Genomic DNA, 16,072 nt, shown 5'->3' with positions numbered 1-16,072 from the left:
TTATTTAGATTTTTATAGCATCAATGATTTAAAGACAATAGGTAGGTTAGTAAGGTCATATACACCTCATATTATAACTGTAGGTAGTACCCACAATCTTTTTAATTTGGTATTCTTATCAATATAAAAGATTAGCGAGGTGCTCCTTTTTTATGCTACAAAACTATTAGACATCTGACTTTATTGTAGTGACATCTGTATTAACACACATTACTTGTAAGAATACAACAACTTTCAAGAAGCCATTGACCGACGTGGTAAATTATTATATAAGAGCATACGCATAAATAGTTAGATATATTAACTTTTATTATACATACGAGATAATTATTGAAAGAAGGAGGTGTATAAAATGAAGAAAAGTATATTGAAAAAAATAATTTTATCTTTTCTTTTTGTTTTAATATTGCCTACGACTGCAATCAGTTTGACAACATATTTCTTATCCAGTCATTTGATCGAGGAAAAAGTAAGTGATTCCTTTGTGGAGAATTTGAGTTTTATTTCAAATAACATTGAAAAAGAATTAAAACAATGGGAAAACCTGACGAAATATATTGCTGCAAATCCTGTTATCAGAGAGGTACTGATGGAAGATTATACGAGCTCGTCAGATTTTTATGTTGGGGTAAAAAAAGTTGACAAAGAATTGGACAACTACTCGATTAACACCAATATATTTGCTTATATCTCTTCTCTTATTGTTTTTAGTGAAAGCGGTAACAATTTTTTATATGGTGATGATGTGAGTACCCTTAATATTGATAAAGTTCAACAACAAGCATGGTTTAAAGAAATCAAAGACTCAAATAATCAATTAATGTGGTTAGGGACACACAATAATTTAGCTGAATATAGAGTACAAGATCAAAATGTTCTTGGTTTGGCTAGATCAATCAAAGGCCAATCAACAAATGAAAATTTAGGGATTATTTATTTGGCATTTCGTCCACAATATTTTTCTAATCTATTTAGTAACATCGAGTTACAAGATGGAGGGCAATTATTTATTATAGATAATGATAATAGAGTAGTATTTGATTCAGAAAACGAAGTGGTCGGTCGTGAGTATAAAGGGATTGAAACCATACGTCAAAATGCGGATGGCCATTATTTTGTGGAAAGAGATGAAAATGGTCAAAAATTATTAATTGCACATAAAAAAATTAAAGGCTTTGATTGGTTAGCGGTTGAAACAATTCCTTATAACTCTCTAATGGAAAGTAATAAGGTGATCTTTTTGTATACGGCAGGTATTTTTCTTGTGTCATTTATTTTAGCGGGGGTCATTTGGTATTTTGTTTCTTCGAGCATCATGAAACCGATAAAAAAATTAACGAGTACAATGAAGAAGGTTGAAGACGGCGACCTTACAGCCAGAGCGGACATCGAACGGGATGATGAAATCGGGTTAATGAATCAACACTTTAATTATATGATTGATCAGATCCAAGAACTTTTCCAAACAAACCTTGAAGAACAAGAAAAGAAAAAAACAGCCGAATATAAAGCACTACAAGCACAAATTAATCCACACTTCTTATATAATACGTTAAATACGATACGCTGGATGGCCATTATTCAAAAAGTAGAACCAATTCAAGAAGCGATAGAAGTATTAGGAAGGTTATTAAGAAGTAAATTTAAATCACCTGGACAATTCACAACCTTAGAAGAAGAAATCGACTATCTAAAAGATTATATATACATTGAAAAGTTAAGATATAACAATAAGTTTGATGTTGAATATTATATTCAACCTGATCTACTAACGACCTCGTGTATCAAGTTTATGCTACAGCCTATTGTAGAAAATGCGATCTTCCATGGAATCCAACCTAAGGAAGGACCAGGTAAAATCATTATAGCTATCCAACAAAAAGACGACTTAATTGTGATTGATGTTTGGGATGATGGAGTTGGAATGGATAAACAACAAATTGAAGCGATTCAGATGAAAATGTCTGAGTTGGCCGGTATAGGTATAGGTAATGTTGATGAGAGACTAAAGCTGACCTACGGCGAGCAATATGGATTAAGTATTAAAAGCGAGGTCGGTATGTTTACTGAAATAAAGATAATCTATCCATTGATAAGGAGTCATAGCCTAAAAGATGATGTAGAAGTGGAGGACTGACAATGTATAAGGTATTAATTGTAGATGATGAAATGTTAGCAAGAGTTGGTATAAAATCACTCATTCCTTGGGAAGAACATGGGTTTACCGTCGTTGGAGAAGCAGAAAACGGCAAACAAGCCTATGATTTTTATATGAATAATCATGTTGATATTATTATTACCGATATAAAGATGCCAGTCCTAAATGGTATTGAACTTATTCGAAAGATTAAAGAACATAATAGCCAGACCAAATTTATTGTGCTGAGTTCCTTTAATGATTTTGAATATGTGAAAGAAGCGTTAAAAAGTGGAGCGAGTGATTATTTAATTAAACTAGAAGTACAACCTGGACAACTGTTAGAACAGCTAAAGAAAATTACTATCACATTAAAGTCAGAGAAGTCAGTGAAAAGCCAACCTGAACGAAAGCGAAATGACACGAAGGAAAAAACGCACCTTAAAGACAAGTTTTTTAAAGATCTTCTATACGGATGGATTCGAAAGGATTATGAGTATAAAAAAAGATTAGATGAGCTTAATTTAAACCTACCAGACGGCAAGGTTGTCTGTCTAATGTTTTATACAGATAGTATGGATATATACGAAAGATATAAAGACGAAGAAATTCACGTCTTAAACTATGCGATTTTAAATATGTTGAATGAAATTGTTTCTGAATATAAATTCACCTTTGCTTTGTCCACAAAAACAAAAGAGTTTGTTGTTATTCAATATTCTGAAGAAGAAATGACAGAAGAAGAATCGATAGAAAGAGCCGATCATTTAGCACATACGATAAAAAATGCCATCAAACAATATTTGAATTTTTCAGTATCAATTTCGGTAAGTCATCCAGTAAACACGTGTGATCAAATCCATGCGGCGTATAAACAAGTCCATGACATTCATAAATATCAAATGTCTTTAAATGAAGAAGATATTATGCATCATAGTGAGTTTTGTAAATTAAACATGGTAACACATGCGATCAATCTAAATGAAGAGTTGGAGCTTTTAGGTGATTCTATCAAATTACATGAAAATGCGAATGTTTCAAAAGCGTTAACAACTATCAGGACGAAGGTTGAAGAAACAGAAGCAGTGTCTATGGAAATATTAAAAGGGTATTGTTCCACAATTATATATCTTATCTCTTATAGAAAAGGTAAGGTTGCTTCTGATTGGATGGCTCAACAATTAAAATGGATTGATAAAATGGCCGGAAAATCTGATTTCTTGAAATGGCTAACTTACATTTATAAAGATTGGAATAAGGAACAAAAAGAACTTAATGAAAATTCTCGAATAATATCTTCAGCTCAACGTTATATTCAGGCAAATTATGCAACAGACATCACGCTGGAAAGTGTCGCGAACTATTTGAATCTATCTCCGTCTTATCTTAGTAACTTATTTAAAAAAGAGACCGGGAAAAAATTCATTGATTATTTAACTAAAATTAGAATCAATCAATCCAAAATATATTTAAGAGAACACGATTATAAAATTTACGAAGTAGGACAAATGGTTGGATATGATAATGAGTATTACTTTAGTAGGGTATTCAAAAAGAATACGGGTGTCTCACCACGACGCTATCGCTCAAAGCCACAAGAATAAATAATTCATGCCTGAACGAATTATTTAGATACTTGATAATAAATTTAAAGCCACCTATGGACAAAGTAGGGTCCTACATGGTGGTTTTGTTGTGGAGTGAGTGATTTAGCATAATAAATGATTTTCGTCGGACCAGTATATGTCCATTCGATTACCTGTTTAATTAAACCTAGCACAAAAAAAGTAAAGATAGCGTAAAAAATGACAGGATAAGAAAAAATCAAGTTAGCCGCTTTCGAAATTGGATTAAAAAAGATAAGAACACAATAATATATTGCATGTCAACCAGGTGAAAGCGTCTATATAATAAAAATGTAAGGGTTTTCAATTAAAACAAAAGGTGGGGGTAGTTGATGAAAAGAAATGCGAAGTTAGTATTAGCACTTTTATTGTCAGTATTAATGTTTGTCGTTGTAGCTTGTGGTTCTGATGAAAATACATCAGGTAATTCAGATGCTTCAAGTGATAGCGGGGAAAGCAATGATGACGTAAGAAAAGTTACTATTTTTGAAGATGCTAAACGTAGTGAAGAAGAAAAAGTACAACAAATGTACGAAGACTTCACAGAAGAAACAGGCATCGAAGTAGAACAAATTGTTGTACCTGGCGATGGTATTGAAATATTCAAGAAAATTGATGTGCAACTTGTTACGGGTGATGACACTGACGTTATTCGTCTAACAAATCCTCTTTTAATTCAAAAGTATATGTCAAATGGATGGCTTGCACCATTAGATGACGTTATGGCGGAAGATGGCTATGATGCAGATAGCATTTATGGTGAATTCCTACGAAAAGATGAAGAAGGTAAAACATATGTATTGCCTTATCAAGCAGGTAAATGGGCAGTATTCTACAACAAAAAAGTATTTGATGATGCAGGTGTTCCTTACCCATCTGGACAATGGACTTGGGATGAGTATATTGAAACAGCTAAAAAGCTAAATGATAAAGACAATGGGATTTATGGTTCTTATATGTTAGATTACGATAATTACTTATACATGCTTGCAAGACAATATGAAGTTGAAGGTTACAAAGAAGATGGCACGTCTAATTATGACGACCCTAAATTTGCAGAAGCACTTAAGTTCTTTGGTGATTTAGGTAATGTTCATGAAATTCAACCAAGCTGGTTAGAGTATAAATCAAACAAATTATCATGGGATGGCTTCATGTCAGGTAACTATGGTATGCACTTTATCGGTACATGGTATACGAGTCTATTTGTAGACCAAGAAACGTATCCACGTGATTGGGAAGTTGGCGTGACACAGTTACCAGTCCCAGCTGATGGTAAAGGAAGCAATAACTTTGGTGTTGATTCTGGATACGGTATTAATAAGAGTGCTGCACACCCAGAAGAAGCTTATGAATTTGTGAAATGGATGGCTGAAAACCAGTACAAATATACTGGTGACTTACCAGCACGCGTTGATTTAACAGAAGATCAAATTGCTGCACACTTCCAAAAATTCTCGGAAGATGTTAATGGAGAAATAACAGCTGAAGAAATGAATAATGCGCTCTTCAACAATGAGCTTGGCTTTGTTGATGAGAAAATTGTTGGACCAGCTGCGGCAGAATACGGAAGTATCATTCTACAAGAAGGTGAACTGTACTTAGTTGGTCAAAAATCTTTGGAAGATACCGTACAAGCAATTAAAGAGCGTGCAGACAAAGCGATTAAGGATGCTGAGACAAACAAGTAAATAAGCATAAGGTTGATTTATTAAGATGTAAGCATAAATGTTTTTAAGCTTTAAAGGGAAAAAACGCAGCTTGGTAATAGAACCAAACCCGCGTTTTTTCTCTTAAAAAGCGAAAAAAAACATGAAAATCTTGTGTCTATCACTGCTGATATAAAGATCGCAATCCGAAAATAGACTAGATATAACTTGTGAAGTGAAGTTTTATCGATAGGAGGCAACAACAATGAAAAGTACGTCAACAGCTCCAAAACGTTCCCTTTTAGATAAGATTCGTCTTATGCCTTATAAAGAAAAAGGCGCGGCTATTATATTTATCTTACCGTTCATGATTGGTTTTTTAGCGCTAAATATCTTTCCGATTATTTATTCTTTTGTTATAAGCTTCATGGATTACAACACATTAAAGCCATTAAGTGACGCATCATTTATTGGTTTTGAAAATTATTTAAGAATCTTCGATGATCCAATTGCCCTTAGTGCATTTGTGAAAAGTTTTAAATATACACTCGTTTATGTTCCTGGTGTCATGATTTTTGGCTTTCTGTTAGCTCTGTTACTAAATAGAACCTTTGCCTTAAGAGGTATTGCCAGAACTATGATTCTTATGCCGTATGTTGCGAACGTTGTTGCGGTAGCGCTCATTTGGTCCATCCTTTTAAACCCAACCAATGGTCCAGTCAACCAATTTCTAGCTATGTTAGGTATAGAGAACTTACCGCTTTGGTTAGTCGGTGTTGATACAGCGTTACCGACAATTGCACTCATTAACGTTTGGCAGAGTTTAGCTTTCCAAACGATTGTCTTTTTAGCAGCCATTCAGGGTGTTGATAAATCACTTTATGAAGCAGCTGTTATTGATGGAGCAAATAAATGGCAAAAAATCTTCCATGTGACGCTACCATCGATTTCACCAACAACATTTTTCTTATTAGTGACGAGTATTATTGGCTCATTCCAAAACTATGCAACGGTTCGGATGCTAACTAATGGTGGTCCTGGTAATGCTTCACGTGTGATCTCGTTAAACATCTATGAAGAAGCTTTTGCGTTAAATCACTATAGTTACGCATCAGCCCAAGCGATTGTTCTATTCTTAATCGTGCTTGTATTAACAATTATTCAATGGAAGGGGCAAAAACGATGGGTTCATTACTAAAAAAAGTATCTTTTAACGGTTTTATGTTAGCCATTGGCTTGCTGATGATCATTCCGTTTGTGTTCATGATCTCAGCCTCATTAAAAGCCCCCGCAGATGTATTTATTAATCCGTTGAATATTATTCCAGACGAAATATTTACATTTAACTATGAAACATTATTTAATCATGAATACTACTTTAAGTGGTATTGGAACTCAATCCGAGTAGTTGTTTTAACAGTTATCTTTCGTGGCGTGTTTGTCACGATGGCAGCTTATGCTTTTGCTAGACTTGAGTTTAAAGGAAAAGAGTTGTTATTCTTACTTCTTTTAAGTGCAATGATGATTCCGCAAGATACAACGATTGTAGCGCGGTTCTTACTTTACGGCGTAATGGGCTTAAACAATACGCAATGGGCGATTATATTACCTGCGACATTTGATGTGTTCTTTATCTTCTTATTACGGCAATTCTTTATGGGAATTCCAAAGGACTTATCGGAAGCAGCTATTATTGACGGGGCCTCGCACTTTGGTATTTACTTTAGGATTATGATCCCGTTATCCGTACCGGTACTCATTACAATGACGTTATTCACGTTCATCTGGACATGGAACGATTTCGTCAACCCGTTTATCTTTATATCTGATATTGAAAAACAATTAGTTACTGTTGGGTTGGAGTATTTCCAATTAGAAGCCGGACAAAACTATGCCTTACAAATGGCAGGATCCTGTCTCATTGTACTCATTCCGATGGCGCTCTTTGCCTTCTTACAGAAATACTTTATTGAAGGGATTACAATGACAGGGGTAAAAGGTTAATCATCCGTTTAAATTATAGTGTTTAAACAATATTTTATATATAAAGCAGGTGATGGGATTGATAAAAAAGTTTGATGCTGTAAGTGCAAAAGTGCCTAAGATGATGCACGGAGCTGATTATAATCCGGAACAGTGGAAGGACTACCCGGACGTTTTAGCAGAAGATATTCGCTTGATGAAGTTAGCAAATTGTAATGTGATGTCGATGGGTATGTTCTCTTGGTCATCACTTGAGCCAACGGAAGGTCAATTTACGTTTGATTTTCTTGATCATATTTTAGATGAGTTTGCGAAAAATGACATCTATGTATACTTAGCCACACCAAGTGGTGCACGTCCAGCCTGGATGGCAGAGAAGTACCCAGAAGTACTGCGTGTAGGACCGAATCGCGTACGGAATTTATACGGGCATCGCCATAACCATTGTTATACATCACCTGTCTACCGTGAAAAAGTGACTATCATGAATCAAAAGTTAGCAGAGCGATACGCCCATCACCCAGCTGTGATCGGCTGGCATATCTCCAATGAGTATGGCGGAGAATGCCATTGTGAATATTGCCAACAAGCTTTTAGGGACTGGGTAAAAGATAAGTATCAAAGTTTAGATCAACTCAATCATGCTTGGTGGACAGCGTTTTGGAGTCACACGTATTCAGATTTCTCACAAGTCGAATCACCTGCACCACATGGTGAAACGTTGTTGCATGGCTTGAATCTGGATTGGAAGCGATTTGTAACCGATCAAACGATTGATTTTTATCGTCATGAAGTGAACGCACTTAAACAAGCGAACCCTGATTTACCGTGTACAACGAACTTTATGCTGTTATTTGATCAATTGGATTATGCGAAATTCGCCAAAGAACTTGATTTCGTTTGTTGGGATTCTTATCCGGCCTGGCATTCAAATATGGAAGAAAGCGATACAGCTGCCTGGATTGCTTTTAACCATGATATGTTTCGGTCATTTAAAGATGGTCAGCCATTTCTATTAATGGAAAGTACACCAAGTACGACAAACTGGCAAGATGTGAGCAAACTAAAACGACCGGGTATGCATAAATTATCTTCCTTACAAGCTGTCGCGCATGGATCGGACTCGGTTCAATATTTTCAGTGGCGCAAAAGCCGCGGAGCCAATGAGAAGTTCCATGGTGCTGTTGTAGATCATTATGGTGCGGAGAACAATCGTGTCTTTTCGGATGTTCAAGAGGTAGGTGCGGCCTTAGAGAAGTTAACAAAAGTTGTTGGTACCACGGTTGATGCTGAAGTGGCAGTCATATTTGATACAGAAAACCGCTGGGCTGTTAAAGATGCTGAAGGCCCCCGTAATATAGGCATCAACTATGAAGAAACAGTTTTTGATTACTACAAAGCTTTATGGGAAAATCATGTCAATATTGATGTGATCTCGATGGATAAAGATTTTTCGAAATATAAAATCGTTGTTGCACCTATGCTTTATATGATGCAATTAGGTGTAGGTGAGAGACTAGAGAAATTTGTTGAAGCAGGTGGAATTCTTGTCACGACGTATTGGTCTGGTATCGTTAATAATACTGATCTATGTTTCTTAAATGGCTTCCCTGGACCATTACGTCAAACACTTGGTATTCGTTCAGAAGAGATTGATAGTCTGCACGATGGTCAAACAAATGGTGTGAAAATGAACGACAATAACAGATTAGGTCTTGACGGAGAATATATCGCAAGAGAATTGTGCGATTTAATTCATCTAGAAGGCGCTGAAGCACTTGCCTATTATACGAAGGACTTTTATGCGGGTAGACCAGCACTAACAGTGAATGCATTTGGTAAAGGAAAAGCCTTTTATGTTGCGTCTAGAAATGATAGACCGTTTTACAATGACTTTTTGACAAAGTTAATTGATGAAACGGGTGTAAAAAGAGTACTGCAAAAAGACTTACCAAAAGGTGTGCATGCACATAGTCGAACAGATGGCGAGAATGAGTATATCTTCATTATGAATTTTAATGAAGAAGAAACCACAATCAATCTAACAGATATCGGTTATACCAATATTTTAGATGACGACGAGATATCTGACACACTTATTCTTAAAAGCTATGGTGTGAAAGTTATTGAAAGAAGCTTAAAGTAATCGTGCATACGTAAAATTTAATGCGGGACTGTCACCGATGAAATCATCAGGTTTATAGTCCCAAAACTTTATTAAATGTCACAATAACTTATCGATGGAGTCATTGTTCAACAAAGGAGAATTTACATGGGGATATTGAGTTTAAAAGGAAGCGTATATAGGGCAACGGAATGGATTTCACGTTTTGCATATGTGAATGGACTGTGGGTTCTTTTGACGGTAGCGGGATTAGGTGTGTTTGGCTGGGCACCGGCAACTGTAGCTATGTTTGTTGTGATGCGGAAATGGTTGATGGGAGAAAAAGATGTCTCTGTTTTTAAAATGTTTTGGCAAGCTTATAAGAAGCACTTTATTCAAGCGAATATCTTCGGGCTGTTTTATTTTGGCGTTGGCTATATTCTCTTTTTTGATTTAGTCTATTTCAAATCACAAGAAGGCTTAATTTTTCAAATCATGTTTTATCTGTTTTTAATGATATTTTATGTTTTGATTATCTCATTGTTCTTTGTCTTCCCTGTTTTTGTCCATTATGACTTAAAAAAACGCCTACAAGTTATTAAATATAGTATGGTTATTCCACTAATGCGTCCCCTTGAAGTGATTGGTTTCCTAGCGGTAGGGGCTATTTTAGGCTTTCTTTTAATTCTTTTCCCAAGTGTCGGCATCTTATTTGGCATCAGTTTATTTGGTTACCTGGACATGTATAGTGCTTATCGTGCTTTTTCTAAAATTGAGCAAAAAGGAAATAGCTTACTACAAAAAAAATAACGTGTTTCAATATTCACGAGTCATCTTCTGATTCCAGTTCTAAATCAATATCAAGGAGCGTACATCATGGCAACTTTTAAAATTGAAGGTGAAAATTTCATCTATGAGGGTAAAAAAGTAAGGATTATCTCAGGGGCTATTCATTACTTTCGGGTCGTACCTGAGTATTGGAAAGATCGTCTATTAAAGCTAAAAGCATGTGGTTTTAATACCGTTGAAACGTATATTCCATGGAACTTTCATGAAAGAGAACCCGATCACTTTTATTTTTCTAATCAAGCAGATTTTGTTGAATTTATTAAAATAGCTGAAGAGATCGGGTTGTTTGTTATAGTGAGACCTTCGCCGTATATTTGTGCGGAATGGGAGTTTGGCGGGTTACCATCATGGTTATTAAAAGATCCAAACATGGAGCTAAGATGTTCTTACCAGCCTTATCTAGATCGCGTGTACAAGTATTATGATGTGTTATTGCCACTTATCAAACCCTTACTTTGTACGAATGGCGGCCCTGTTATTGCGGTGCAGATTGAAAATGAATATGGTAGCTATGGAAATGATACGGCTTATCTAACGGCGCTTAAAAATAAACTGATTGAACAAGAGATCGATGTCTTATTATTTACTTCTGATGGAGCTGAAGATCCCATGCTTCAAGGCGGGATGATTCCAGATGTCCTTGAAACCGTAAATTTTGGTTCTGATGCGACGGGGTCATTCAATAAACTGAGGGAATATCAAACAAATAAACCATTAGTCTGTATGGAATTTTGGAATGGATGGTTTGATCAGTGGGGAAAAGACCATCATGTGCGCGAGGCAAAAGATGTAGCTAATACCCTAGATGATATTCTAAGTCAAAATGGGTCAGTTAACTTCTATATGTTCCATGGGGGCACGAACTTCGGCTTTTATAATGGCGCTTTAAAGTTTGACCAATACGAACCGACTATTACAAGTTATGATAGCGATGCGCCTTTAAGTGAATCAGGAGATCCAACAGAGAAGTTTTATGAAGTGAGAAAAACATTAGAAAAACATCTGGATTTACCACCTTTAGAATTACCGGAAGAAATTAAAAAGATGCATTATGGTCGCACGCCAGTGACTGAACGAGCTTGCTTATTTGACTCACTAGATGACTTATCAGAAGCGGTTTGCCGAACAACACCTGATACGATGGAACAATTAGATCAAGATTATGGCTTTGTATTATATCAAACACATGTGACAGGTCCGAGAAAGAAAACACCGTTAACTATTCAAGACGTTCACGATCGAGCGATTGTCTTTTTGGGTAATGAGTTTGTAGGAATCGTTGAGCGCTGGGATCCTAAATCACTAGAGATTGATATACCTAAAGAAGGTGCGGAACTTAAGATTTTTGTGGAGAATTTAGGACGAATCAATTACGGTCCTTACTTGAAAGATTATAAAGGCGTGACAGAAGGAGTCAGGTTAGGATTCCAATTTTTGTATCATTGGACTATCCATCCGTTGCCTCTTAATGACTTATCGTCTTTAAGGTTCTCAAATGTAAACAAATCGAATGGTCCAACATTCCATAAAGCAACGTTTACGATTGATGACACCGGTGATACATTTGTTGACCTTGAAGGTTGGACAAAAGGTGTTGTCTTCATCAATGGTTTTAACTTGGGTCGATATTGGAATAAAGGACCTCAAGAAACATTATATTTACCAGGTCCATTACTAAATCAAGGCAAAAATGAACTGATAATTTTTGAAATAGAAGGTACAACGAAGACGGATATCGCGCTAACGGATTGTCCTAGGTTGGGTTAACCAAACTTAAGTAAGCTTAGTATAAAACAGTAAAATTAGGACGATAAAATTTAAAGGATGATGATAATGAAGATTTCTTTAATCGAAAACGGCTTAAATATTGTAGAGTCACTAAAAGTGTTAGAAGAAGACTTAGGTGTGACGTTTAGCCAATCAGGTGTGCCACTTACAATTACTAAAAGTAAAAATAAAGAAACAACGATTCGTTACGAAAACGGAAAAGGAAGTATTGAATATGGAGAAACTTATCATGTTTACCGGGCTGTCGGTTTATTTGTCCAGCATTTAACCGAGAAAGAAGAAGGTTTCTTCATACAAGAATCCCCGCTATTTGATACGGTTGGTCCAATGTTTGATTTATCAAGAAACGTTGTGATGCGTGTAGATGAGTTTAAACGCATGATTAGAAAGTTAGCATTAATGGGCTTTAACTCAGCGATGTTATATATGGAAGATACATTTGAAATCAAAGCCTATCCGTATTTTGGTTATTTGCGTGGTAGATACACAGAACAAGAATTAAAGGAATTAGATGATTACGCATATCAATTTGGTATTGAGCTTATTCCGTGTATACAAACCTTAGCCCACCTAGATGAGTTTTTAAAATGGGAGGAAGCGGCGCACTTAAAAGATACAAGAGGTGTCTTGTTGACAGGGGAAGACGTTACTTATGACTTCTTAGAAAAACTTATCACAGCCGCCACCAAACCATTCCGAAGTCAACGCATACATATCGGCATGGATGAAGCTGAAGATCTTGGCAGAGGTCATTATTTAAATCAACATGGATATACGTCTCGTTTAGAAATTATGACCGAACATCTAGAAAAAGTGACTGCTATTACTAAAGCATTGGACTTAGATGTGATGATGTGGAGTGATATGTTTATCAAGCTAGCTTCTGAGTCGGGTGATAATCAGTATGATCTATCTACGGAGATTTCCGAGGATTTTAAAGAGAATATTCCTAAAGAAGTCGATTTAGTCTATTGGGATTATTATCATGTAGAAAAAGAACACTATCAAACCCTGATTCAAAAACACAAACAACTAGGAAGAACACCAGTAGTAGCTGGAGGAATATGGGTTTGGAATACATTTGCGACTAAATACGACTTTTCATTAAAAGCAAGTGAAGCGCTTCTTCAAGCTAGTAAAGAAGAAGGTGTAAAAGATGTATTTGTTACCTTATGGGGAGATGATGGCTTTGAAAATAACTTCTACTCAGCGATGCTAGGACTGCAATTATTTGCCGAACATCACTATAACCAAGTGGTCAGTCAAGAAGATTGGTATAAACGGACAAAGTTCTGTACCGGTATTTCCGCAGAAAAGTACTTGTTGCTGGCCGAATTAGATCTTGTGCCAGGAGTAGAAGAAGGAGGAATTGATCAAACAAATCCATCAAAATTCTTACTATGGCAAGATGTGCTATTAGGCGTATTTGATAAACATTTAGAAGGATTAGATCTTTCAACACATTATGAAGAGCTTGAAGAAAAAATTAAACAGCATCGTTCATCTGATGAAGCCTTAGATTTTATTTGGGACGTGCCTGAAAAGGTGAGTGCGGTCCTAGCTAAAAAAGCAATGCTCGGTGTGAGACTTAAGAAAGCCTATGATGAAAAAGATCTATCTGTGCTTAAGACGATCGCCAATCAAGTTATACCAGAATTAATTGAAAAAGTAAGCACCTTAAAAGCATCACATAAAAAACAATGGTACACCTTAAATAAGCCATTTGGTTGGGAAGTCATGGACATTCGCTACGGTGGAGTTGTAGCACGACTAGAAACAGCAATAGAGCGAGTCAATGATTATTTAACAGGAACGTTGCCATTTATTGATGAATTAGAACAAGAGAGATTACCGTTTAATGCTAATCTCGACAAACAAACAGGAATAGGTTGGTCTACGTACTATTATCGTATGGCGTCACCTAACGTGTTTTTCCATGTTCTTCAAATTTATTAATTAAACATTTTGATAACTCACAACAAAAAGAATGCATATAAGAAGACAAGTTCAAATAGAACTTGTCTTTTTAAAATTTATCACTTTAATAATTTTATAGATTAAATGTGGACAAAAGAACGGCGGTAATAAAATAATTGACCTAAGAGGAACATGTTCAACAAAAGTTTCCTGAAAAGATTTTTACAAAAGCAGAGATCTCGGACCACCTTTTCATTAAACAATTGGTATATTTTACACCCTCAACATAAAATAACTATATACATCTATGACTAATTTGAATATACTGAATTTATAGATTTTTTACACCGATCTAATATAGTAAAGTAAAAATGTGTCCATCACCTCACAAAAAACATTACACGATCCACTATACATATTTATGTGAAATACGACACAAATCAACAAAATGAGAAAGGAGTATTGGGATGAATATAGGTATACCAAAGGAAAGCTATGTCGGTGAAACCCGGGTTGCTGCGATTCCGAAATCTGTTGAACAACTAAAGAAATTCGGTTTTGATGTTTTGGTTGAAGCTGGAGCTGGTGAGAGCGCTAGCTTTACCGATGAGCAATACGACAAGGCAGGAGCGATTACTGCAAGTACTGCTGACGTTTGGCAATCGGACATTGTTTACAAGATAAACCCTCCAAGCAAGGAAGAGATCGTAAAGATGAAAGAAGGCGCGACGTTAGTTAGTATGATTTTACCGCGTCAAAACGAGGAATTAATTCATCGCCTTAATGAGAAGAAAATCAACGTATTAGCAATGGATATGGTGCCACGGATTTCTCGTGCACAGTCTGTTGATGTCTTGTCTTCGATGGCCAACATTGGTGGATATCGTGCGGTAATGGAGGCTTCACATGCGTTTGGGCGCTTCCTGAATGGACAAATAACTGCAGCGGGTAAAGTGCCGCCTGCGAAGGTATTTGTTATTGGGGCTGGAGTAGCTGGCCTCGCTGCTATTGGTACTGGCCGTTCGCTTGGCGCGATTGTTCGAGCGTTTGATGCACGTTCGGAAGTGGCGGAGCAAATTGAATCGATGGGTGGAGAGTTTTTAAGGGTGGACATCGATGAAGATGGTGCTACCGACTCTGGATATGCAAAACAAATGTCTGAAGCTTTTATCGAAGCGGAAATGTCTTTAATCGCAGAGCAAGCGAAAGAAGTAGATATTATTATTACAACTGCATTGATTCAAGGGAAACCAGCGCCGAAGCTTATTACAAAAGAGATGGTCGATAGCATGAAGCCTGGATCAGTCATTGTGGACATGGCCGCGCAAACGGGTGGTAACTGTGCATACACTGTTCCTAATGAATTAGTTGTAACAGAATCTGGTGTGAAAATTATTGGATATACCGATCTTCCAGGACGTATGCCAGGGCAAGCTTCCGATATGTTTGCAACTAACTTGGTCAATTTAACAAAATTACTATGTAAAGAAAAAGACGGAAATATTACGATTGATTTTGATGATGTGATTTTACGCAACATGGCGGTAGCTCGTGATGGGAAAATAACCTTTCCGCCACCTGAAATTAGTGTTTCTGCTGCGCCAGTAAAAAAAGAAGAAAATCAACCAGAAACAGAAACAAATCTAAAAGAACAGCCAAAAAAACGTACTGGATGGAAATATGGCTTTGGTATAGCTGCGATACTTTTATTTGGTTGGATTGGGCAAGTATCACCACCAGAATTTTTATCGCATTTCACCGTATTTTTCCTTGCGATTGTCGTTGGTTATTACGTCATTTGGAAGGTAACAGCTGCATTGCACACGCCGTTGATGTCTGTTTCCAATGCGATTTCCGGGATTATCATCGTTGGTGCATTATTGCAGATTACAAGTGATATTTTAGCAGTGCGGATTTTAGCTTTTATTGGTATTTTAATCGCATCTATTAATATATTTGGTGGCTTTATGGTCACACACCGTATGTTGAAAATGTTTAGAACGGATCGGGAGGTGTAAGG

The 16,072-nt window shown here is 36.3% G+C and carries 10 protein-coding genes; all 10 read left to right on the top strand.

Annotated elements, in window-relative coordinates; genetic code table 11:
• Positions 1 to 352: 352 nt before the first annotated feature.
• The 10 genes from HP569_RS06185 (at position 353) to HP569_RS06140 (ending at position 16,070) form a co-directional block, all read left to right on the top strand.
• On the top strand, positions 353 to 2,137 hold the full coding sequence (locus HP569_RS06185; RefSeq protein WP_182200289.1) for a cache domain-containing sensor histidine kinase: 1,785 nt from the start codon (positions 353 to 355) through the stop codon (positions 2,135 to 2,137).
• Positions 2,138 to 2,139: 2 nt separating this feature from the next.
• A complete protein-coding gene (locus tag HP569_RS06180; protein WP_182200288.1) occupies positions 2,140 to 3,741 on the top strand; it encodes a response regulator transcription factor in 1,602 nt (533 codons plus the stop codon).
• 353 nt (positions 3,742 to 4,094) lie between these two features.
• Positions 4,095 to 5,453 carry an ABC transporter substrate-binding protein gene (locus HP569_RS06175; protein WP_182200287.1) on the top strand — a complete coding sequence of 453 codons (1,359 nt, stop codon included), beginning with the start codon at positions 4,095 to 4,097 and terminating at the stop codon, positions 5,451 to 5,453.
• A 223-nt stretch (positions 5,454 to 5,676) separates the two neighbouring features.
• Positions 5,677 to 6,609 carry a carbohydrate ABC transporter permease gene (locus HP569_RS06170; RefSeq protein WP_182200286.1) on the top strand — a complete coding sequence of 311 codons (933 nt, stop codon included), beginning with the start codon at positions 5,677 to 5,679 and terminating at the stop codon, positions 6,607 to 6,609.
• Positions 6,594 to 7,415 carry a carbohydrate ABC transporter permease gene (locus tag HP569_RS06165; RefSeq protein WP_182200285.1) on the top strand — a complete coding sequence of 274 codons (822 nt, stop codon included), beginning with the start codon at positions 6,594 to 6,596 and terminating at the stop codon, positions 7,413 to 7,415. Before HP569_RS06170 ends, HP569_RS06165 begins: the two co-directional genes overlap by 16 nt.
• A gap of 58 nt (positions 7,416 to 7,473) precedes the next feature.
• Positions 7,474 to 9,540 carry a beta-galactosidase gene (locus HP569_RS06160; protein WP_182200284.1) on the top strand — a complete coding sequence of 689 codons (2,067 nt, stop codon included), beginning with the start codon at positions 7,474 to 7,476 and terminating at the stop codon, positions 9,538 to 9,540.
• 126 nt (positions 9,541 to 9,666) lie between these two features.
• Entirely contained in the window at positions 9,667 to 10,308 is a 642-nt protein-coding gene (locus tag HP569_RS06155) for a YesL family protein (RefSeq protein WP_182200283.1), read from the top strand.
• A gap of 66 nt (positions 10,309 to 10,374) precedes the next feature.
• Positions 10,375 to 12,114: a glycoside hydrolase family 35 protein gene (locus tag HP569_RS06150; RefSeq protein ID WP_182200282.1), complete on the top strand. Its 1,740-nt coding sequence runs from the start codon at positions 10,375 to 10,377 to the stop codon at positions 12,112 to 12,114.
• Positions 12,115 to 12,180: 66 nt separating this feature from the next.
• Positions 12,181 to 14,091, top strand: coding sequence for a beta-N-acetylhexosaminidase (locus HP569_RS06145; RefSeq protein ID WP_182200281.1), 1,911 nt, complete (start codon positions 12,181 to 12,183; stop codon positions 14,089 to 14,091).
• Between the two features lie 428 nt (positions 14,092 to 14,519).
• Complete coding sequence (locus HP569_RS06140; RefSeq protein WP_182200280.1) at positions 14,520 to 16,070, top strand: Re/Si-specific NAD(P)(+) transhydrogenase subunit alpha; 1,551 nt, start codon at positions 14,520 to 14,522, stop codon at positions 16,068 to 16,070.
• Positions 16,071 to 16,072: the final 2 nt, after the last annotated feature.

This window comes from Paraliobacillus salinarum (assembly GCF_014083865.1).
In the GTDB taxonomy this organism is placed as follows: Bacteria; Bacillota; Bacilli; order Bacillales; family Amphibacillaceae; genus Paraliobacillus; species Paraliobacillus salinarum.
This window is presented reverse-complemented; position numbering and strand designations above follow the sequence as displayed.